The 21,840-nt window shown below is 46.6% G+C and carries 14 protein-coding genes, 1 pseudogene and 1 other annotated feature; of the genes and pseudogenes, 14 read left to right on the top strand and 1 reads right to left on the bottom strand.

Going from position 1 to position 21,840, the window contains the following annotated elements; all coding sequences use genetic code 11:
- Window positions 1-6 precede the first annotated feature (6 nt).
- The 4 genes from J7E85_RS05325 to J7E85_RS05310 all read left to right on the top strand — a co-directional run bounded on the left by J7E85_RS05325 (window position 7) and on the right by J7E85_RS05310 (window position 4,875).
- The gene (locus J7E85_RS05325) at window positions 7-2,211 is read left to right on the top strand and encodes a M1 family metallopeptidase (RefSeq protein ID WP_215155764.1); all 2,205 of its coding nucleotides are present in this window, start codon (window positions 7-9) and stop codon (window positions 2,209-2,211) included.
- Window positions 2,212-2,298: 87 nt separating this feature from the next.
- Window positions 2,299-3,006, top strand: coding sequence for a response regulator transcription factor (locus J7E85_RS05320; RefSeq protein WP_215155762.1), 708 nt, complete (start codon window positions 2,299-2,301; stop codon window positions 3,004-3,006).
- 3 nt (window positions 3,007-3,009) lie between these two features.
- Window positions 3,010-4,479, top strand: coding sequence for a sensor histidine kinase (locus J7E85_RS05315; RefSeq protein ID WP_215155760.1), 1,470 nt, complete (start codon window positions 3,010-3,012; stop codon window positions 4,477-4,479).
- Between the two features lie 45 nt (window positions 4,480-4,524).
- Complete coding sequence (locus J7E85_RS05310; RefSeq protein ID WP_215155758.1) at window positions 4,525-4,875, top strand: DUF2512 family protein; 351 nt, start codon at window positions 4,525-4,527, stop codon at window positions 4,873-4,875.
- A 119-nt stretch (window positions 4,876-4,994) separates the two neighbouring features.
- Here J7E85_RS05310 and J7E85_RS05305 read toward each other — a convergent pair whose 3' ends face one another.
- Window positions 4,995-6,782, bottom strand: coding sequence for a hypothetical protein (locus J7E85_RS05305; RefSeq protein WP_215155756.1), 1,788 nt, complete (start codon window positions 6,780-6,782; stop codon window positions 4,995-4,997).
- A gap of 490 nt (window positions 6,783-7,272) precedes the next feature.
- On the opposite strand from J7E85_RS05305, the gene J7E85_RS05300 reads away from it, so the two are divergent.
- The 10 genes and pseudogenes from J7E85_RS05300 to asd all read left to right on the top strand — a co-directional run bounded on the left by J7E85_RS05300 (window position 7,273) and on the right by asd (window position 21,767).
- Complete coding sequence (locus J7E85_RS05300; protein WP_215155754.1) at window positions 7,273-7,686, top strand: YugN-like family protein; 414 nt, start codon at window positions 7,273-7,275, stop codon at window positions 7,684-7,686.
- A gap of 275 nt (window positions 7,687-7,961) precedes the next feature.
- A pseudogene (locus tag J7E85_RS05295) lies at window positions 7,962-11,301 on the top strand (glycoside hydrolase family 2 TIM barrel-domain containing protein).
- Window positions 11,302-11,451: 150 nt separating this feature from the next.
- Window positions 11,452-13,836: a polyprenyl synthetase family protein gene (locus tag J7E85_RS05290; protein WP_215155751.1), complete on the top strand. Its 2,385-nt coding sequence runs from the start codon at window positions 11,452-11,454 to the stop codon at window positions 13,834-13,836.
- Between the two features lie 185 nt (window positions 13,837-14,021).
- Window positions 14,022-14,609 (top strand): alpha/beta fold hydrolase, encoded by a 588-nt coding sequence (locus J7E85_RS05285; RefSeq protein ID WP_353049468.1) that lies wholly within the window; start codon window positions 14,022-14,024, stop codon window positions 14,607-14,609.
- A gap of 130 nt (window positions 14,610-14,739) precedes the next feature.
- Window positions 14,740-16,077: a helix-turn-helix domain-containing protein gene (locus J7E85_RS05280; RefSeq protein WP_215155749.1), complete on the top strand. Its 1,338-nt coding sequence runs from the start codon at window positions 14,740-14,742 to the stop codon at window positions 16,075-16,077.
- Between the two features lie 114 nt (window positions 16,078-16,191).
- The gene (locus J7E85_RS05275; RefSeq protein ID WP_098745104.1) at window positions 16,192-16,602 is read left to right on the top strand and encodes a VOC family protein; all 411 of its coding nucleotides are present in this window, start codon (window positions 16,192-16,194) and stop codon (window positions 16,600-16,602) included.
- A gap of 521 nt (window positions 16,603-17,123) precedes the next feature.
- Window positions 17,124-18,359 (top strand): RICIN domain-containing protein, encoded by a 1,236-nt coding sequence (locus tag J7E85_RS05270; RefSeq protein ID WP_483311300.1) that lies wholly within the window; start codon window positions 17,124-17,126, stop codon window positions 18,357-18,359.
- A 492-nt stretch (window positions 18,360-18,851) separates the two neighbouring features.
- Window positions 18,852-19,502, top strand: coding sequence for a phosphatase PAP2 family protein (locus J7E85_RS05265; protein ID WP_215155745.1), 651 nt, complete (start codon window positions 18,852-18,854; stop codon window positions 19,500-19,502).
- 48 nt (window positions 19,503-19,550) lie between these two features.
- On the top strand, window positions 19,551-19,913 hold the full coding sequence (locus J7E85_RS05260) for a hypothetical protein (protein WP_215155743.1): 363 nt from the start codon (window positions 19,551-19,553) through the stop codon (window positions 19,911-19,913).
- 308 nt (window positions 19,914-20,221) lie between these two features.
- Window positions 20,222-20,486 (top strand) — a binding site (T-box leader).
- 195 nt (window positions 20,487-20,681) lie between these two features.
- On the top strand, window positions 20,682-21,767 hold the full coding sequence (asd, locus tag J7E85_RS05255) for an aspartate-semialdehyde dehydrogenase (protein WP_215155741.1): 1,086 nt from the start codon (window positions 20,682-20,684) through the stop codon (window positions 21,765-21,767).
- Window positions 21,768-21,840 lie beyond the last annotated feature (73 nt).

Raw genomic sequence — 21,840 nt, 5'->3', positions numbered from 1 at the left:
AATAACATGACTCATGTAAAAGAAAGAACAACGATCCTATCGAAAAAGGCTATTATTGGCTCACTTGCATTGACATTGACTGCATGCCCGCTCATCAACGCGGGTCATGCAGCGGCAAAGGCTGGTTCTCCGACTACAATTTCACAAGTCTCTGCGAGCGTTGAAGCGCATGCGCCGATTCAATATCATATTCAGGCGAGACTGAACGAGAAGAACATGACCATGCAGGGAAGCAGCATGGTTACCTATCGAAACACCAGTCAGGATACGTTGAATCAGCTGGTATTCCATACCTATGCCGATGCCAACCGTTCGAAATCGACACAGACGTCCATGTTTAAACGATCGAACGAAGAAATCAGCAAGAACCATCCGGATAAGAAGCCGGAAGATTTTCTCGGCGGTATTGATATTCAAGGAGTGAACGCTAACAGCCACGCTCTCGAGTTCCATAATAAAGATCAGGCTTTGACTATTCAATTGAAGGAGCCTCTTCAACCGGGCGAAACGATATCGGTACATATGGACTTCTCTCTGAACATTCCGTATGGTTCGCAGCGCTTATCGTATTACCAGGATATTGTGAATGGCGCTCACTGGTTTCCGGTTTTGTCGGTCTATGACGAGGAGAAGCATCGATGGAATACAACCCCTTACAGTCCATCATTCGAAAGCGATTATAATACTTCTGCAGATTATGAAGTAGAGTTCAACGTTCCTGACGCTTATCAGGTGGCGATGCCAGGCACGATAACGACACGGAATAACGTGGAACCCGGCCGAAAGGTTGTTTCCACTGTTGCCAACAATACAAGGGAATTCGTATTTTTTGCCAGTCCCAATTTCAAAATGGATAGTGTTACCCGCGACGGCTTGACGATCGAATATTTATATTTTGATAACGAACCGGGAAAGAAACAGGTCATTGATCGGTATATCGATCAGGCATTTAAAGCCATTGAATTTTTTGGTGATAAATACGGCGCTTATCCTTATCCGGAATTCCGAATCGTCGAGTCTTACGTGGAGGGTGTGGCTATCGAATATTCACGGGTCATCCAGATGGGACAGGTTCACAGCCAGGCCGATCCCGAGCAGGAGACGGTATTCGTTCATGAAATCGCTCATCAGTGGTTCCACGCTCTAATCGGGAACGATTCGGAGAAGGAATCTTTCCTGGACGAAGGTTTTGCCGATTTTTCCAAGGTGTATTTTGCCGAGAAGCAGGGGGATAAGCTGAATGGTTTTAAATCCATTCAATTTGACGATTCCAAGATGGAGCTTGCCATTGCGTCGACCAATGACGAAGTGGGGGACTTGGCGAGTCCGGTGTATTACGAGAAAGGTCGCCAAGCGATCTACCAATTGTACCGTTCCGTTGGCGAAGAGAAGTTTGACCGCTTTATGAAGGAGTATTTCAAACGCTATGTATACAAAAATGCTACCATTGAGGGACTTCTCCAAACGATTGAAGACGTGCTCGGAAAAGAGGCGCGAAACGAAATGGCAACGGCTCTATATCAGCCGGGGTTTGTACTAAAGCCTGAATACCAACTGTCCGAAGAGGAGAAAACCGCATATATGCATGATCAGTTTCAATTGCTGTACCAATCAGCCCTTTCCCAAATTCCAGGTTTGCCCTACGAAACGATGAGCCGCATCATGGAGAAGGCCCTTCAGGGAGAGCCATTATCGATCGTTCTGAGCGATCAAGTAAGTAATCAAACTCGCAAGCAGCAAGAAGCCATGGTGAACCAGCTCACAATGCTTCTTGATATCAGCGGAGTGAAATATGACGTTATTCGGGATCGCCAGGTGTTGAAAAAGAAATTGAAGAAGGAACTGGGGACAAGCAATCTGATCGTGATTGGTAACGGTAAAACGAACGGGGTGATCCAGGCCCTGAAATCCGGTATCATCGAGCGGGTGAACAAAATGGGCTTTGCCTGGAAGGATACCATGAATCAACCGAGTGCTTCCGGGGCGTATGTGATCAAGCATCCATTCAATCAAAATCGCTTAATGCTGCATTATTTCTGGAATGGAGATCATGTAAGTGATGAGGCCTTAGAGACCTACATGGCGAAAATGCAGGAATCCCTTGGATTCACGAGCGCTTTTTATCAGTACTATGTGATGGACAAGAAGGGCAAGGTGGTGTTAGATAAACAAGAGGAGAACCCGCTATCGAAGTTTTTTGCGGAGGAGTAAGCTTGATTCCTTCTCAATGCTTCATGCGCTGTTGAATAGCAGCCTGGCAGGAGGGAAAAATGTTGGTTATAGCAGGGGGTGAACGAATTGGCGTTTGATCAAAAGGTACTTGTCGTTGATGACGAGGCGGATATTGTCAGGCTTCTTCAAACCGTGCTGATCAAGGAAGGCTTCGATCAGGTATATACCGCAGCAACAGCGGAAGCAGCATGGCTTGAATTCCAGAAGTGGCAGCCCGATCTTGTCATTCTGGATATCATGCTTCCGGATGGAGAAGGATACGAGGTATGCAAAAAAATACGCAGCGTCTCCAATGTTCCGATATTCTTCTTATCGGCCAAGACCGAAGAGATTGATAAAATCCTGGGTTTCGCCATCGGAGGCGACGACTATATTACCAAGCCCTTTAGTCCGAAGGAAGTGGCTTACCGGATCAAAGCCCGGTTTCGGAGACCGGATGTTTCTGAGCATGAGGCCAAACCGAATCGCGTGATTAAGAAAGGCCCCTTTGAATTAGATGAAGAGAAGGTGGAGCTGAAGAAGAACGGCAAGGTCATTCCACTAAAACCGAAAGAGCTGGGATTGCTTACGCTGCTGCTTAAACATCCCGGCCAGATCATCAGCAAGGAAAGTTTATATGATCAGGTATGGGGTGAGGAATTCTTCGGATTTGATAATACCGTGATGGTTCACATCAGGAGGCTGCGGGAGAAAATAGAAGAGGACCCTTCCAATCCCCGGCATCTGCTTACGGTAAAAGGCCTTGGGTATAAGCTTGTCGTAGAGGATGAATAAGGGATGAAGTGGAAGCTGACCGGCAGGTATCTGGTCTCCGTGGTTCTTATCGTCGTCATCGTTATTATTATGAACATCGTGGTGATTATCGGCTTATTCGTTCTACAATCGGTGAATGAGGATTTCCTTTTAAATCAGCAAACCTCAGCAGAATCGATATCCCGATCCTTCCAGGAACATATCGTAATATCGCAATCGGGTGCTTCGATAAGCGAGAAGGGCAAGGAGATTCTGGAGAAGAATCAGGCATGGGTTCAAATTCTGGATGAGGATGGCGGGGAAATCTACCGCTATCTTGCTCCGGAAGAGGCCAAAACGAAGTACACCCCCATCGATATTGTGCAAATTTATAAGTATGTTGAGAAGGAAGTGCTGTCCACCGTCTTTATTGGCGAGAAGACGGGCTTCGAACATCGTTACAGTTACTTGGTTGGATTTACGACTCCATACCTGGAGCGGCAAGTGTTAACCATCGATTCACGGAACTTCGCACAGATGTTTAAGGTATTTAGTGTATCCCTCATCATCGTTGACGGATTCATCGCCTTATGTATCGCTTATATCTTCAGCAAGCGGCTGACCAAACCCATGTTTATCTTAATCGACAGCATTAAGCGTTTAGCTAGCCGTGATTATAACGTCTATCATCAACCTAAGGGGATATATAAGGACGTGTTTGCCAATATCAATCTTTTGGCCCAAGAGCTGAAATCAAGCGAGAAGGAAAGAAAGAAGTTGGATGCGATGAAGGAAGAATGGATCGGCAATATCTCGCATGATATCAAAACGCCCCTTGCTTCGATTCAAGGCTATGCGGAGATGATAAAGGACACGGAATATCAGTTCTCCATGGATGAAATACGGGATTATGCCGGGATCATCGAAGGAAAGTCCAAATATTTGAGAGACGTGATCGAGGACTTGAATCTGTCGACCCGCTTGAGGAATAAAAAGCTGACGTTGAATAAGAAAAATGTAAACATCGTAAGCCTGGTGCGCAATGTCGTGATCGATACCCTGAATGACCCGAGATACGCCAATCGGGACATTGACTTTAGCAGCAGTCATGAGATCATTAAAATCGAGGTTGACGATATTCTGATACGCAGAGCAATCAGCAATCTAATCTATAATGCGATTGTTCATAACCGTGAGGATATTTCGATCAAGGTCCAGGTCGAGAGGAATGAAGAGCATATCCTGATTCGTGTGGAGGATAATGGAAAAGGCATTAAGCAGGAGGAGCTCGGAAGAATCTTCGATCGATATTACCGTGGGACCAATACGGGGGAACTCCATAAAGGGTCAGGTCTTGGCATGGCCATCACACATGACATTGTGATGGCGCATGAAGGATATATTCAGGTTCATAGCACGCTTGGCCAAGGCACGGTTATGGAAATCAAACTGGTTCGGAACAGCGCCGATATGAATGATGGTTTTCCCACGGTTAGGGACCAGGGTCAGGAGTAAAAAAACGCAAAAGGGATACACTACCGCAAAAGGAGTGTATCGCTTATGAAACTGCTTGTTAAGTTATTGGTGCATGGAGTTTTGATTACCGCACTGCTGGTTGCACTTACCGATGCTTCGTTCACAGGGGCTATATTGACGGCATTAGGAATTGGCATCGTTGCTTATTTGGTGGGAGATTTATTTATTCTGCCACGTACCAGCAATATGATGGCAACGATTGCCGATGCCGGATTGGTATTTGTAATGCTGTGGATTATTGGCGGTGTTACGAACTGGACCCTTGATTTCTCGGAGGTCCTGCTGATTGCAGTACTTGCGGGAAGCTTCGAGTATTTATATCATATGTGGCTCAGGGGCGAGCATTTGTTTGAAAAGAGACGGCGAGCCTCGTAACCACGGTGAAATATTATATGCATCCCCTGTTGATAAGAGCGAGTCACGCCTCCTAACGCGTCAATAAAATAACCCCATTGCTCGTTCAAGAGCGATGGGGTTATTCAGTTTTTTACCTCTTAAGGTTTAGCATTCTTCCAATAAGCATAAGCATGCACCACGCTACCGGTAAAGGAAGGAGAATCCTTCAATAAATCAGGCAGTTTGGCAAGCTCTTCCTCCATGTAAGCTGCTCCTTCTTCATAGAAGGAAATATGATCTCCTTCATGGCTGGCTTTGATCTCGACGGAAATCTTGATCGGTTTGCCCAACTCATCGGCAAATGCAATCTCTTTCTTAGCGACTGCGACAATCCCATTCGATCCTTCCGCTACATCCCGGAAGGCCATGAGTGAAACATGGTCCATTCGGTTGATCATCCACTTGCTGAGCGACATATCTTGACCGGTAACTTTGTATTTATCCAGCCACACGGCCATATCCATACTTGCTTCCAGATTGGAGTCCTTTTTCAATTCCGTAACAAAGGCATCCAGATTCGCGGTCCATTCGGAAATAACCTGCTGCGAATTTTCCCTCCACGCAGGCAGTACATAAGGCTCAATGTCCAAATGAATGCCATGAAAACGTTCATTGCCTTCCACTGCGCGGTTGTAGTTCTTTACGTAATTAACCAATCGCAGCATTCTGGGCCGGTTCTCCTCAAGTGCCCATATCGGATGACCACCCATGGCATGAACTTCGATTCCGGCAGCAGCCGCTTGTTTAACAAACGAAGAGTACGAACTGTACGGTTGCTCCAGGTCCAGTCTTACATACAGCCAGTTCAAGTTTTTCTCTTTCGCAAAATCAAGAATTTCCTGACTGTTTTGAATCACTTCATGAGCTTCCCATATATACGTGCCTCTTACGATAGAGTCCCGTGTAACCGGATCCGCATCTGGCACGCGACCGCCTTCTCCCGGTTCAGGATTCGGATCGGGGTCCGGTGATGGGGAGGTAGGATCGTTATCGTCTGGCGGTACGCTCTCATCATTGGACATGTTTTGCCAGTTGCGAATATCGTGGATAGCGATCCCGGCAAAGGATGCATATGAACCGAGCACACTGGACAGATGCTCCAGTTTCTCATTCATTCTTTCCTTACCATGTCCATAAAAGCTGGTGTGAGGCTCGCCCGGCATTTCCTTCGTGTTAACCCCAATAAGAATCTGCTTACCAAGCCTGTTGGCAAGCTCGAGCTCATCTCGCGTCAGGTCCAGTATTCCATGCTCGGATTCTACTTCGTTCCGGTAGGCCATCACGGTAACCTGGTCAAATGTACGGATCAGCCATTCATTCAGATTGGTGCCATTCCCCAAGGAGTATTGATCAAACCAGAAGGGGATGTCGATTCCGAGTTCCAGTTCCCCGGATACTTGATTCAGGAACACCTCCAGATTTTGTTCCCAGGTGCTGATGATCTTGTCCTTCTCGTCCTCCCAATGAGCAAGTACATACGGCTCTATATCAAGATGGATTCCGTCAAATCGGGCACCGGCCGAAACCTTGCCGTTATAGTTCACCACCCAATCCGCAAGTCCGAGCATATCTTCCCGATGTTCGGTGAGGGCCCATCTTGGATCTCCACCTAAAGCATGCACTGCGATTTGATTCTCATGCGCGCGCTGTATAAATGCCTCGTAAATGTCGGAAGGCAGTTGACGATCAATCTGTAAGTAGATTAGATTAATTCCCTCTTCTCTGGAAAAACGAAGAAGTTCTTCGCCGCCATCCTGAATCAGATTCGTCTGCCAGATCCAAGTTGCTTTTTTTGTAGCATTTTCCCCATAAGCCGGGGTATGAAGCCCCACCAGAAGCATGACAGCCAAGAGACTGACAAGCATCGGGTAACCTTTCACTTTCATGTTTTCCCTCCGTTTCTCTGCGAGAACTCCACGTATTCTCTATTTAGTAAACGGGGTTATTATAGCATTGATACCTCAAAAAAAGATGAGCCCTTGTTCTTACGGGACAGGTAGCAAGGAACACATCGAACGGATGATCGGTTTAAAAGGAACTACGCTATATTTGGTAAAGTTTAACTAAATGATATAGATTATATGAATTTGAACAAAATTAAGGCTAACTACTCAGGAAGAAAGTTGTGTTTTTGACTTCGAAATGGCCTAGTGTCACTGTTTTAATGACGAATGTCATTAAATTTATGGGTTTTCAAGGAGATTCGAAAGCATACACCATAGCAACTAGTAATTTAAGGGAGGATGCCACTAGTCAGAGGCCGAAAGTGAGACTCAGCATATGGAAATGATTCGTCATGTTGAATTTGTAAAAGACACCCGTATATGACTTGGAATTCAAGTCCATCCTAGAACTAAAAAGATAAGGTGGGCGCACATGATTAATTTGGAATCGAGATTGGAGAATATCGAAGACCGTTTTGTGAATATTGATACCTATCTATGTAAACATGATTTCACGTTAGCCGGCAATTGGGATTACAAGCATGGTTATCTGGACCGGCGCTTGGATCAGGAGCGGATGGTGTGGCTTCGGATCCCTTTTCTGGTAACCAAAGGCAGCTTAGATGGCGAATGCGGTGGCTGCCATGCTACGATAAAGCTCGGCCGTCCATTCGTGTTTAGACATATATACAATACGGGAACCGACAAGCATGCGGCACCTCGTTTATTGGGAGCTCTCTTTGATCAATTCCAGGCTCCCATCGACCCTGACGCATCGGTGGACGATATGTGGATCGAACAAGCAAGAAAAGTCTTGGATGAGGTGGAGACTGGGTACTTGCACTAAACACTCGGTGCTAATCGAGGAGATCAAGTTTTCTTGATCTCTTTTTCATATTTACATCATAACAAGCAAGGAGCTCTGACGTTTGCTGCAGTCAAAGGGCTCCTTTTTGTATGGGTGAACAGAATAGGGTGATTAAAGAATATCCTTTGAAAACTTTAGAACTTTTGTAAGAGCGGGCTCAAATGATAAAGCATCCTGATATAGTAGGATAGACTGGATTCAATATGCTGCTTACATTGGATTTATTAAATAAATAAAGAAGGTGGATACCACTCATGAACAAAAAAACATTGTTTAATGATGGATGGACATTTGCAAAAAGCAGTCTTGACCTTACGGACTCGGCGAATCTTATATTCCAACCCGTGGATATTCCCCATGATTGGCTTATTTATAACACGGAGAAGTTATATGAAAACAGCATGGGCTGGTACCGGAAGCAATGGTCGTGGAATAACGAGGGCGCTCAGGTTTTGCTGTGTTTTGACGGTGTGTATATGGATTCTTCGGTCTATGTCAATGGTCATTACGTGGGCGAATGGAAATATGGATATTCCTCCTTTGAACACGAAATAACGGATTTCCTGGTCGAAGGGGAGAATGTCATCGTTGTGAAGGTTGTGCACCAAAGTCCGAACAGCCGATGGTATTCGGGCGCGGGCATCTACCGTAATGTGTGGTTAAAGATAAGGGAAGCGAACTATATCACAACAGACGGCATTTATATATCAACAGTATGTCAGGAAAATGGATGGTTGGTCGAAGTCGACACGGAAGTGAATATCGTTGATGATGTGGTTATCAACCACATCATCATGAAGGATGGTCAGAGGATCGCAGAGGTGTCAGCTCGCATCAATGCTAACAACACTGGCAGTATAATGAATGCAAACATTAGCTGTAGAGAGTCCAGGGCTCTGGAACCCGGATGAACCTCATTTGTATCAGCTGGTTACCGAAATGAGGGTGATTGGAACAGATTATCCGGCAGACCAGCATGATGAAATTGTAGAATCGGTAACGCACAACGTGGGATTCCGCCATATCCAGCTTGATCCGAATCAGGGGTTCCTACTGAACGGCAGCAAACTGAAATTATACGGCGTATGCGAGCATCATGATCTTGGAGCCTTGGGAGCAGCGTTCAACAAAACGGCCTTAGCCAGAAGATTTACCATTTTGAAAAACATGGGAGCTAACGCGATCCGCACCGCACACAATATGCCTGCTAAGGAATGGATGGATCTTGCGGATGAAATGGGTCTGCTGATTGCATCGGAAGCCTTTGATATGTGGGAACGACCGAAAACCCCTTATGATTATGCAAGGTTTTTTCCGGATTGGGTTCAGCGTGACGTGAGGAGCTGGGTTAAGCGGGACCGGAACCATCCGTCTCTTATAATGTGGAGTATCGGTAATGAAATATATGATACCCATGCGGATGAGAGAGGTCAGGCTATAACAAGAATGCTGATGGCAGAGGTTAAGCGATACGATCCCAAGCATAATGCAAACGTTACCATCGGATCGAATTATATGCCTTGGGAGAACGCGCAGCATTGTGCCGACATCGTAAAGTTGGCAGGTTATAATTATGCTGAAAAATATTACGAGAAGCATCATCAGGAACATCCGGATTGGATCATCTATGGCAGCGAGACCGCGTCGGTCGTACAAAGCAGAGGCATCTATCATTTCCCGTTTGAGAAGTCCATTCTCGCCGATGATGACGAGCAGTGTTCCTCCCTCGGAAACAGCTCGACCAGTTGGGGAGCGAAATCGGCGGAGGCGTGCATTCTGGCTGAGCGGGATACGCCTTTCTCGCTGGGACAGTTTATATGGACCGGATTCGATTATATTGGAGAACCTACGCCGTATCATACCAAAAACTCTTATTTTGGTCAGATGGATACGGCAACCTTCAAGAAGGATTCCTATTATATATATCAAGCGGCCTGGACAGAGTACAAAACAAAGCCCATGGTGCATCTGCTGCCATACTGGGATTTCAACGACGGTCAAATGATCGATGTTCGCATCTGTTCCAATGCGCCAAGGGTCGAGTTGCAGCTTAATGGGGAAACCATCGGTAAACATGATATTGACCATGCACACGGAAGACAGCTTGTCGGCTGGTGGAAGATACCTTATGTGAGAGGCGAATTGAAAGCGATGGCTTATGACGAAGCAGGACGTATCGTGGCTACGGATATACAAACCTCTTTTGGCGATGCCAAGGGCATTGTTTTGCGCCCGGATAAGGAAGAATTAACAGCTAATGGAACAGACCTCATCTTCGTCGAAATCGCGATGGAAGATGAGGACGGCTATGCTGTCGAGAACGCGAATAACCGGGTGGAGATCCATGTCACGGGTGCCGGGCGATTGCTTGGACTCGATAATGGGGACAGCACGGATTACGATCCGTACAAAGGCCGAAGCAGAAGGCTGTTCAGCGGCAAGCTGATGGCGATCATCGGATCCACATTGGAGGCTGGCCAAATTCAGATCGAAGTGTCTTCGATTGGTTTGGAGAGCCAATGCCTACATTTGACATCCATTCCTCCCGCACAGGAAGAAGTGACAACAGGCATATCAGCAAGCATGAGTAACGAAGATGGGCTGTGCCTGACGGGGAGTTTGCTTGAGCTTCCGCTTCGCAAGATTGAGCTGATCAGCGAAGGAGGTCAAACATTTCATCCGTCCAATCGGCAAGTGGTGATGCGTGCCAGGTTACATCCGCCGGAAACCTCTTATCAAGAGGTTGAATGGGCTGTCGTGAATGATGTCGGCATCGAATCCAATATCGCCAGTGTGGAAGCCGATGGTTTGGGTTCGGCCTACAAAGATCCATACTCCTTCATTTCGGCAGGACTGTATGACTATAGTCAAGGTGAAATTGGGAACGGAAACGAAAGAGGCGTAGCTACGAGCAGAGACGGCGAGACGCAAGTCGGATTTCGGGACATCGATTTCGGTCCCCATGGCTCTGATACGATAACCGTTCCGATATTTGCACTCTCAAGCGAAGCGTACTTTCTGCAAATCTGGGAAGGCATGCCCGGTGAGGAGGGCAGCTCCTTGCTGGCTGATTGTATTTATCAGAAAGAGTCAAAGTGGAACGTGTATCAGGAAGAAACCTACCGGTTGTCCAAGAAGCTGCGCGGCATCACATCAATATGCTTTGTCCTTCGTCAGAAGGTGCACATCAAAGGGTTTTATTTTCACGTGGGGAATAGAGCCTTCGAGCAAAATTTTGCCGCAGATTGCGGTCGGATCTATGGAGATACCTTTACGATTATGGACAACAAGGTTGTTGAAGGTATCGGAAATAATGTTTCCCTCGAGTTTGACCCGATGGATTTCTCAGAAGCAGGTGCATCGAAACTGATTGTATACGGCCGTTCGGTCATAGATAAAAACACGATTCATATCCGGTTTGCCAATTCGGAAGGAGAAAGCAACCAGCTTGTTGAATTTACGCGGTCTGATGGATACGAAGAGCAAGTGTACAATCTGGAGCATGTAACCGGCAAACAGAAGGTGACGTTCATCTTCCTGCCGGGAAGCCAGTTTGATTTTGGCTGGTTCCGGTTTGTACGACCAGGTTCATAATATTGAGTAATCGCTATGGACTTCTGGATCCAGGCTATCGATTTGTTTCAACGCTGAAACTGAAGTGTAACCCGATTGAAACTTCTACGTATATAGGTTATAAACATGGGCACATGTTAAACACTTAAAGAAGTTGAGGGATTCCATCATATGAATGTGGCGTATACAGATTATGCCGATACGGGATATCGGCGGGCTGAACAGAAGGCAGCTCAGTATTTTGCATCACTTTATGTACAGGTTAAGGAAAAGAGTTATGTGCCGATCCTGACAGAAGACATTCTATTGTGGAAAAGGAAGCATATTCATCGTCCTTCATGGCTGTCTTTTTTATCGCCGGGAAAGAAGAAACCGGATACCCGGGATTATCATAGATATATCGGATGGCTCCATTATACCGGTGGATTGGATGATTACTTGGATCGAAGCATTTCCTATATTTATATGAGAGATTTGGGTATGGCTCTGGACTCGCCTGACACGAAGGCCAGAATACGGCGCGTTGTTGGCGATACCAAAAAACTTCTGCTTCGCTCCACCAGTACGAACGGAGGAGACACCCCGGATTATATGAGTTTGGCCGGACTGTACCGGTGGGCCCAGAAGGAAGGTATCGAAAATGCCGTCATTTGGGTCATCAACAAACTGAAGCATGTGGCGACCCATATTCCGGAGGAGATGGATGCGGACCAAGCCCAACGCAAATTGATCAAAATTATCGTCGGTGTTGTAATGCATGTCATTGAAGATATGGGGGCAGAGACTTCGCCCGCGGAGCGTTCAGCCCGCCTTGATGATGCCATCCGATTGGGTTATTCCTACGGGTTGACCTATCCTTTTATAGACGATCTGCTCGATTCGGGGGTCTTGAACGCTCAGGAGAAGGAACAATACTCCCAAATGATACGTCAGGCGCTTCTCACTGGAACGGTTCCGGAGATTGGTCAGTGGAGCGGGAAAAACATGGATCTCGTTCATTTCGTTCATAAGGAGCTTCGAGATGCATTTGAGTATATTCAGGGACACCAACGCCCGGAAACGCAGCAGGCTTTTTTTGAGCAGTCTAATGTGTTTTTTCATTCCCAGCATATTGACCGTATTAAGGATCTCGCCAATCCCAATTACAGCAACGAGGAATTATATCTGCCGATCATTCTGAAATCATCGTCCTCCCGATTGATCGTCCGTTCCGTCATCAGCGCGTCGGCGGATGAAGGTTTTGAGGACCGGACATTCTTTTACGGTATCTACAACCAGCTGGCCGATGATTTTGCCGATATGTTTCAGGATATGGAAGACGGAGCGGTAACACCGTATACTTACTATTTAAAATATCGCGGGCAGCGTACGGATCTTATCAATCCCTTTGAAATGTACTGGGCGGTTATCTCTCACCTGATTCATAATGTGTATCGCTCGGACGCCAAGACGCGAGAGGTAATGCTGGATCGGGCCATCAATGGCCTGAAGCGTTGTAAAGAACGAGTCGGGGCTGAGAAATATCATGAAATCATGGATATTTTTGCATCCGGGAACCCGGAATTTAATCAGCTCATCCAGCAAATGGTTCTAAAAGCCGATCAGGTGGATTTCTTCGATAAATTGCTCCGGGACCAGATGGTTACGGTGCTCCGAAACGAGCGGAAGGAAAAGGATTTTTTTATCGATACCTTTAAAACCGTTCGGAATGAGATCAACAACAGCTTGCAAATCGCGAAACTCCCTGGCATTCCACAAATGAAAGAGTCGCTGATTGATGCCGCCAATTATACACTCGAAGGGGACGGCAAACGTCTAAGACCAACCTTGACTTGGGTCATGGCCGTGAACGAATACGGACTGCAAGCTTCCGCCATCGTGCCGCTGCTAAGGTCGCTTGAATACATGCATACTGCTTCCTTGATATTCGATGATTTGCCGTCCCAGGATAACGCCTCTACCCGTAGAGGGCGACCGACCTTGCATCGGGTTCATGATAGCGCCACGGCGGAAATCACCGGTTTGTTCCTGATTCAGAAGGCCATCGAAGAACAATCGTCCCTTGAAGGGTTTGATCCCAAAACGGTGCTGAAGCTGATTCAATATTCGTCCCAGCGGGCTGGAGATATGTGTTCGGGCCAGGCGATGGATTTGAATTCAAAAGGGAAGGCATTGTCCTTGGAGGAGCTGAATACGGTCTGTTATTACAAGACGGGTATTGCGTTTGAGGCATCTCTCGTTATGCCTGCCATCCTTGCTCAGGTGAAGGAGAGCGAAATTGCGACACTGAAGAAATTCGCTTACCATGCGGGCATAGCCTTTCAAATCCAGGATGATTTGCTTGATGTGCAGGGGAATTTGGAGCAGCTCGGGAAACCCGGAGGACAGGATGCGGAGAACAACACATCAACCTTTGTGAGCATCTTGGGTCAGGAAGGCGCCAGTCGGGAAATGTGGGAGCATTATTGCCTGGCCATGGAGGCGCTGCAGGAGATGCCACGCAATACGGCGTTTCTCAAGCATTTATTAAATTACATGGTAAATCGAGATCGTTGAATTGCTTCTATTATATTGTTCAATGTTGAGAAAATATCCCGTGAGGAAGTGTTGGCGTGAATGCCAGCACTTTTTTTGGTTCCGACATTCGGGTACCAGACATTGTTGTCCTCCGGATATTCGGTCATTACTCCATCAAGAGCGGGCTACGGTAAGACTTCACCGGTACAGGACTTGAAAAAAATGTGCGGAATCTATCAAGCGTTGTTAGATCATCTGCAGATAAAAAAAGTACATATATTATAGCAGTATCGGCGGGTGGACCAACCGGTGTTTGCTTTGCGGCTATGTTTCCTGACCGTGTTGCAAGTTTGACACTTCAGAGTGCCGTCACTAAACCCTGGCTCAAACCTCAAGACAAAGAATATAAACTGGGACGTCGTATTTTTAAACCCAGCGTTGAGAAAAAAACGTGGAACATGATTGCATTAATAAACAATATACTGCCACAAACTACATTCAAATTAATGCTGCCGTCCTTTTCCAAACTCCGTTTTAGTGAAATCCGTGAAAGATTCCTCATTGATTTGGAACAGTCACAAACCGATTATACGAACGAATTAAGGAGTATTCGTACACCGACGCTGATCCAGCATAGTAAAAATGATAGTGTTGTCCCCTTAACTCATGTTGAGCAAGCTCAATCTTGTATTCCACATGCAGAAGCTAACGTGCTCGACTCGTGGGGACATTTGATCTGGATTGGACAACATGCACGTCATTTTGATGAAAAACTGTTACATTTCTTATCCAGCAACCAAATTTACGACTAAGATCGTAGTTCTGTTTTTAACAGATCATTCATCTCATTTTTTTGATAAAAAAGTACAGTTCTTGCTGCATGGAATTTGGTATGATGACTTCATAGTCAATCCACATAGATAGGGGGCAACTGGACTTGAAATGCAGAGCAGTGAAATCGTTCAACGCACCATAGATTATATCGAAGATCATCTAACGGAATCGCTGACACTCGAGGAAATTGCCGGCGTGGCGGCCATGTCATTGCCAAATTTATACCGATTGTTTCATAGCCTGACGGGACACCCCATCAAGGAGTACATACGTAAACGCAGAATCAACGAAGCCGCCATCTGCTTGCGGGATACCGACTTGCCGACAATCGATATCGGATACCGCTGCGGATTTGAGTCCTACCAGGCATTCATTAAAACCTTCAAGAGGCTCACGGGACTGACACCAGGACAATACCGGAGATCTCAGTTGGTTTACAGTTTCGAACGGATGAATCTGAATGAACATGTGTGCTATCTGGAAGAGCGGGACATATCAGAACGATTCCCTGAGGTAAGGGTTATCCGTCTAAATCCTCAGAAAGGGATCGGCTATCTGTTTGTTTCTGAGTCTGAGAGTGGCATAGAAACCGCGGCGATTGATCATTTTCGCGAATTATTGTCTTCACACCGTATTGACATTAATGGCTTGAGGCTTTTCGGTTGGAACGTGGATATGGAAGGTGAGACCAAGCCATTTGGTTTTCAGCTGCTCGCCGTAGACTTGATGGACCAAGCAGAGATCGTGAAGCATCCGGAACTACATTCCATGGCTCTTGACGGCGGCCTGTATGCAGTGGCTAGATCCCCATCGGTGGGGGAAGACAGTATTCAGAACACCTGGAACCGTTTGTTCTCCGAATGGCTGCCCCGCAGTGTGTTTGAGCAAGGAAAGCATGAATTCATTGAAGAATATGCTCTGAACCGGGATCAAATCGTTCGTATGAAGCTTTATCTTCCGGTGGAACGAAGTAAGCTGGTGAAGCGTATTGAAATCGTGGAGTTGTCTTCGCTTAAGGTGATGCGTTTTCGAAGAACGGGTGTAGACTGTGTCAAACAAGCGGATGAAGCTTCCATTTCCTGGTTATGCCGTAATGGATTAATTGAAGATTCGCGAATTCGTGTATTCATGCACTGTGACGGTGGACTGCTGGACGAAAGCTCTTCGTACGAGGTTTATTTAGCCCCTCCTGAGGAGTTTCTTCCTTCCCATGAAGAAGCAGATCTGCAAGTTGAGCTGGAAGGCGGAATGTATGCCTGTCTGGATTCAGGTGCTTATGGCACAATGACAGGTGTATTTGAAAGAGTGGATCGGTGGCTCAATATGTCAACCGAGTATAGGCCAGATCCAGCGCGCTCTTGGTTTGCGAGTTACTTACCTAAGGAAGAGGCGGACCACGGGATTTTCAAAGTGAAGTGTTATGTTCCTGTTCAAATCATGCCATAGTCATAAGAATGGAGGGAGTTGATGAGCCGATTGCCTATCGAAAAAGTGCAGCCGGAAGGGTATCGTCCGTTTACGACACCCCGCGTGTTAAAAATGATACATGGAGGCAAAACAATGAACGAACAAATGCAGGATGGTCACAACCATGCACAGGCAAGCCCGATTAAGAACAAAGTAGGCAGCATTTTCATTCCGGTTCGGGATATCGAAAGGTCGCGCAGCTGGTACTGCCGTGTACTCGGAATAGCGGAAGATGATTGCCAGGTGATGAATGGTCATCTATGCCCTTTGCCCATGGAAGGAACGGGCGTGATCCTGGATACTATGCCGAAGTGGGGAGGAGATCAGCCGGGGGGAGCGCCGTCTATCGATACTCCTGCGTTCATGCTGCTGACAGAGGACCTGGAAGGATCATTAGCCTACATGAAAAAGCTCGGAGTGGAACTCGTTACGGAAATTGAACATAATCATTGGTTCGTCGTGAAGGATCCCGATGGAAACAAACTCATGATATGTCGTGAATAAGTATGGACGATACCATGTTGTCCCTAATAACCTGAATCTCCATGCGAGAGTTCAGGTTATTGTTGTTCCGTCAGACGATAATGGGGAACATAAGGGTGAACTCATCATTACGGTTGACTGTCAACAAAAACTACAAAACGATGAGCGATATTCTACGTCTATAGAGCGGAACGATTGGTGGGAATAACAAATGTGATCGAGGGAGACTCTAAGCCGGCGCTTGCAGCCGGTTTTTTTGATAGGATAGGGATGCATAGAATATAGACCTAAAATGTAAATAAATATAAATTGAGGTTGATAGTGGTATATAATGGTCTTATAATGGAAATGTAAGCGTATTATTTCAAGTGTTATATCCTCGAACAACAAGTGAATCTACCATCATAGATTGGTTGTATGGCAAACAATGGTGAACAGAAAGAGAGGTGATTCGAAGCTTCAGTAGACGGTTCGCTTGAAGAACAGCTATGAGTTGCACTGGTATCCATGAAGCCATAATCCGATGATAATTAGGAGGGAACATGATGCTAAGAAAAGGAATATGTGTAGTTATACTGTTCAGTCTTCTGGTCGTTCTATTGCCTGTCAACAAAACCAATGCCGCACCGAACTGGAATTTGGTATGGAGTGACGAGTTCAACGGAACCTCGCTCAATAGAGCCAATTGGACACCGGAAATCGGTACCGGCAGCGGCGGATGGGGAAACAATGAGCTGCAGTATTATACCGACAGGGCACAGAATGTGCAGGTTACTGGCGGTAACCTTGTCATTACAGCGCAGAAGGAATCTTATGGCGGGATGAATTACACTTCTGCCCGGATCAAAACCCAAGACTTGAAGAGCTTTACTTACGGGAAAGTGGAGGCGCGGATCAAGCTGCCTTCGGGTCAAGGCTTGTGGCCGGCGTTTTGGATGCTCGGAAGCAATATCAGTTCGGTTGGCTGGCCGAAAAGCGGAGAAATTGACATTATGGAACGGGTAAACAATAACCCTTACGTGAATGGTACCGTACACTGGGATGCAGGTGGGCATGCCGATTTTGGACGAGTGTCCGGCAATTTGGATTTCTCCCAATTCCATGTCTACAGCATAGAATGGGACTCTAAATATATCCGTTGGTTCGTGGACGGCCAGCAGTTCAATGAGTTCTATATTGAGAATGGAACCGGCAATACCGAGGAATTCCAGCGCCCGTTCTTTATATTATTGAATCTGGCGGTCGGCGGAAATTGGCCTGGAAGTCCGAACAATTCCACACCGTTCCCATCGCAGATGCTGGTGGATTATGTACGCGTCTATCAGGACACGGGTGCATCAAACGTGATCAGTGATGGGATTTACACGATCGCTTCCAAGGCGAGCGGCAAAGTGATGGATGTTGTGGATGTCTCCACGGCAAGTGGAGCCAAGATACAGCAATGGACCAACTACGTCGCCAATAATCAAAGGTTCAGAGTAGAAAGCACCGGAGACGGGTACTACAAACTCACAGCCGTACACAGCGGAAAAGTTCTCGACGTGCCGAGTTCATCCACATCCACTGGCGTTCAGCTGCAGCAATGGGATGATAATGGATCGAATGCGCAGCGATGGAAGATCGTTGATGTGGGCGGAGGGTATTACAAACTTGTGTCCAAGGTGAGCGGACTGGCAGTCGATGTAGCCGGTGCTTCCACAGCAGATGGGGCTGTTGTCCAGCAGTGGACGGACAATGGGACGGATGCACAGAAGTGGTTGTTCACCAAAATTAACTAAACTTGAACAAGCAGCTCCGTGAGGGGCTGCTTGTTTGTGTGAGCTTAACGGAAGCATCGAATGGTTTATGCTCGGCGGGGCCAAGGAGGCAGGGAGAAGCGGGGAACGATTGAATTAGGGGAATATGCCGATTATTAATGGGAAAATCGGTTATACGCAGTAACTTATCCAATCGAGCAGTCCAGCAATGGACTTGCTCGATTTGTCTGTATGGTTGATTTTTACTGACATGAAGATGGGGGATTGACTTGAGCCTTGCTTCACGACATGGTATATTGTGAAGTTACCGGCAAATTCGTCGTGCAAAATGAGGGGATGATCTTAAGCTAAACGCAAGTGAAGATGAGAGACCATGGTAGTTATCCGGATTAACATTCAAACCATATGATATTACGGCTGAAATCGTTGGTTAATGTCAAAAACAGGTGGCGCAATTGCGTTGTTGTTTTATATATTTAAAGAGACTGAAGAGTCGAAGAAGGGAGGAAGCCAATGAACTTAAAATGGAAGTCATATCTCCCGCTGCTATGGATCCTGGCCATTCCTGTGCTCAACATTTTTTATGGTGTCTTAAACCATGCACATACGCCAGTAAAAAGCCTAGTGACGGATCTTGACACCGTGATTCCGTTTGTACCGATATTCATTATACCTTATCTGGTATGGTACCCTTTTATCATTATCATGCTGTTTTTGTTCTGTGCCAGAGATCGCAATGTGTATTATCGAACACTGTTGACCCAGTGTATTGGACTAATTGCATGTTACATTATCTTTTTCTTGTTCCAGACGACGGTAGAGCGACCGCCACTTATGGGCACAGGGGTTCTTGATTGGTTTGTAAACCTGGTGTATAGTACCGACAATCCCTACAACTGTTTCCCAAGCATCCATGTCCTGACCAGTTACTTGATGATAAAAGGGGCAGCAGCTAGTGCAGGCTTTACAAATAAAGATCGGGTTGTCGTGCATATCATTGCTTGGTCGATCATTGTTTCCACGCTATTCGTGAAACAGCATGTCCTGCTGGACGTGGTTGGTGCCATCGCATTAGTTGAGATTCTGTGGTTTGGGGTAGGAAGATTATTTTCAGCACTCCGGGCTAAGGATAGGGGAGTTATCGTCCGCGGGGAGAATATGTAGGAGCAATGAAAGTCCGGATGGAACGATAGCCGTTTAGCTTGAAGCATTATGTACACTGAAAAGCTCATCAGAGAATTCAAGAACAATCCCAGGATGGATGGGACGATTCTGGCTTCATACTGCCGGATTACCTCCCTGTATGGTGACCGGAATGACGCAGCCGCCTTATTCCGTCTGTTTGCGGAGGAGCCTTCTGATTACAAGCGTTCCCTGCTGCTCGATCCAATTATGAGATGCGGAGATCAGAGATTGGCTGAGGAAATTGCGCATGTTTGTTTTGATGGGAAGAAACTTAAGGAGAACATGCCTGGCGATATTGTGCATGTGCTCGGGTTCTTGGGCTATGACCGCATGATGCCCGGATTGTTCCCCGCCTTATCTTCATCCCCTCCGTTTTATTGCGACGAATAAGGAGCTGTTCTCCGATCTCTACACGCAGTTGTTCCAATGGAGCAACGAGTATAAAGATGATTCCATGACTGGCCGGATCCAACATGTTTTGGGATACAATCACCCGTTGTTGAATGAATACATATGATTAAGAACGAGAATGGAAATGGCGATACACCGGGAAATGGAACTGGAAGCACTGCGACTTCAGCCATAAAAAGGTTCCGACAGGTGTTGATAGGAGTAACAGCTCATGAAATCAGCCAAGTTTTCCGAAAATTTTATAAATAAGGTTTACCACCGAAATGGTTTTATATATAATGATCATAACAAATGCGATGAAGAGACGAGTAAATAAACGAATTCTTGTACAGAGAGCTCCGGCAGCTGAAAAGGGGCAAAGCGTTCTTTATTGAAAAAAGACTCAGAGCAGCACATGGAACCCTCATATAGAGGAGGATGGTGTGCCAGGAGCTCCTGTTACAGAGCTAGAGTATCTGCATTACCGTGTAATGCCGTACTCGATGAGGCGAATATGGTGACATATTGGCAAATTTGGGGTGGTACCGCGAGTATAACAATCTCGTCCCTAAGACTTATGGTCTTGGGGGTGGGATTTTTTTATATCACAAGCAATATGAAGGTTCAAGGTAGGAAGCCTACACGAATCGAGCCGGATTGAATAGTTATCTAGAAGAAGCTCATTTACTGCATGCTTTTGTCCGTACGGTAGATCAGAGTCGATGTATGGGGAACATGACGCCACGATTGAAAGGATATGAGTAACGAATGACAGAAAAACTTAAAGTCGGTATTGTCGGTGGAACGGGTATGGTCGGTCAACGTTTTATGCAATTGCTGGATGGGCATCCATGGTTTGAAGTTACTTCCATTTCAGCCAGCAGAAATTCAGCCGGCAAAACGTATGAGGAATCCGTTCAGGGCCGCTGGAAGCTTGCGACGCCAATCCCCGAGCAGGTAAAAGGCATTATCGTGCAGGATGCTTCGCAAGTGGAACAGGTAGCAGCAGAGGTTGATTTTGTTTTTTGCGCGGTTGATATGAAGAAGGATGAGATACAGGCATTGGAAGAAGCTTATGCCAAAACGGGCACGCCCGTCATTTCCAATAACTCCGCTCATCGCTGGACGCCTGACGTTCCGATGGTCATTCCAGAAATTAATCCGGGTCATATTGACGTGATTGCCGCACAGCGCAAACGTCTGGGAACCACAACCGGGTTCATCGCGGTGAAGCCGAATTGCTCCATTCAGAGTTATGTACCGGCGCTTCACGCTTTGCTTGACTACAAACCCACCCAAGTTGTTGCTTCCACCTATCAGGCGATTTCCGGTGCCGGCAAGAACTTCACCGATTGGCCGGATATGCTGGACAATGTGATACCATATATCGGCGGGGAGGAAGAGAAGAGCGAGCAGGAGCCGCTGCGCATTTGGGGCAGCGTCGTGAACGGTGAGATCGTGAAAGCCCAATCACCATTGATTACGACGCAGTGCATTCGCGTTCCCGTAACCGATGGCCACTTAGCCACCGTGTTTGCATCGTTCGAGAACAAACCTTCGAAGGATGAAATCCTGGACTGCTGGCGGCAGTTTAAGGGAAGACCTCAAGAGCTGAATCTCCCAAGTGCGCCTAAGCAGTTCATTACGTATTTCGAAGAAGAGAATCGGCCGCAGACCAAGCTGGACCGTGATATCGAGCGCGGCATGGGCGTATCGGTAGGCAGACTGCGCGAGGATTCCCTCTACGATTACAAATTCGTAGGACTCTCACATAATACGCTGCGCGGTGCGGCAGGCGGAGCTGTTCTAATCGCCGAACTGCTGAAAGCCGAAGGTTATATTCAAGCGAAATAATAACCATACTCGTTTAAGACAAAGGCGACTGCTTGATGCAGTCGCCTTTTTGTTAGTACGCCCAGCATGGGCG

It is taken from the genome of Paenibacillus sp. ISL-20 (assembly GCF_018613005.1).
Lineage (GTDB): Bacteria > Bacillota > Bacilli > Paenibacillales > Paenibacillaceae > Paenibacillus_AQ.
Note: the sequence above shows the minus strand (reverse complement) of the source record. Positions and strands in the feature narration are given on the sequence as shown.

What these genes read in the sequence shown, in the direction of transcription:
- J7E85_RS05325 (WP_215155764.1), top strand. Translation starts at nt 7, where the DNA reads ATGACTCATGTAAAAGAAAGAACAACGATCCTATCGAAAAAGGCTATT.
- J7E85_RS05315 (WP_215155760.1), top strand. Translation starts at nt 3,010, where the DNA reads ATGAAGTGGAAGCTGACCGGCAGGTATCTGGTCTCCGTGGTTCTTATC.
- J7E85_RS05310 (WP_215155758.1), top strand. Translation starts at nt 4,525, where the DNA reads ATGAAACTGCTTGTTAAGTTATTGGTGCATGGAGTTTTGATTACCGCA.
- J7E85_RS05305 (WP_215155756.1), bottom strand. Translation starts at nt 6,782, where the DNA reads ATGAAAGTGAAAGGTTACCCGATGCTTGTCAGTCTCTTGGCTGTCATG.
- J7E85_RS05300 (WP_215155754.1), top strand. Translation starts at nt 7,273, where the DNA reads ATGATTAATTTGGAATCGAGATTGGAGAATATCGAAGACCGTTTTGTG.
- J7E85_RS05290 (WP_215155751.1), top strand. Translation starts at nt 11,452, where the DNA reads ATGAATGTGGCGTATACAGATTATGCCGATACGGGATATCGGCGGGCT.
- J7E85_RS05280 (WP_215155749.1), top strand. Translation starts at nt 14,740, where the DNA reads ATGCAGAGCAGTGAAATCGTTCAACGCACCATAGATTATATCGAAGAT.
- J7E85_RS05275 (WP_098745104.1), top strand. Translation starts at nt 16,192, where the DNA reads ATGAACGAACAAATGCAGGATGGTCACAACCATGCACAGGCAAGCCCG.
- J7E85_RS05270 (WP_483311300.1), top strand. Translation starts at nt 17,124, where the DNA reads ATGATGCTAAGAAAAGGAATATGTGTAGTTATACTGTTCAGTCTTCTG.
- J7E85_RS05265 (WP_215155745.1), top strand. Translation starts at nt 18,852, where the DNA reads ATGAACTTAAAATGGAAGTCATATCTCCCGCTGCTATGGATCCTGGCC.
- J7E85_RS05260 (WP_215155743.1), top strand. Translation starts at nt 19,551, where the DNA reads ATGTACACTGAAAAGCTCATCAGAGAATTCAAGAACAATCCCAGGATG.
- asd (WP_215155741.1), top strand. Translation starts at nt 20,682, where the DNA reads ATGACAGAAAAACTTAAAGTCGGTATTGTCGGTGGAACGGGTATGGTC.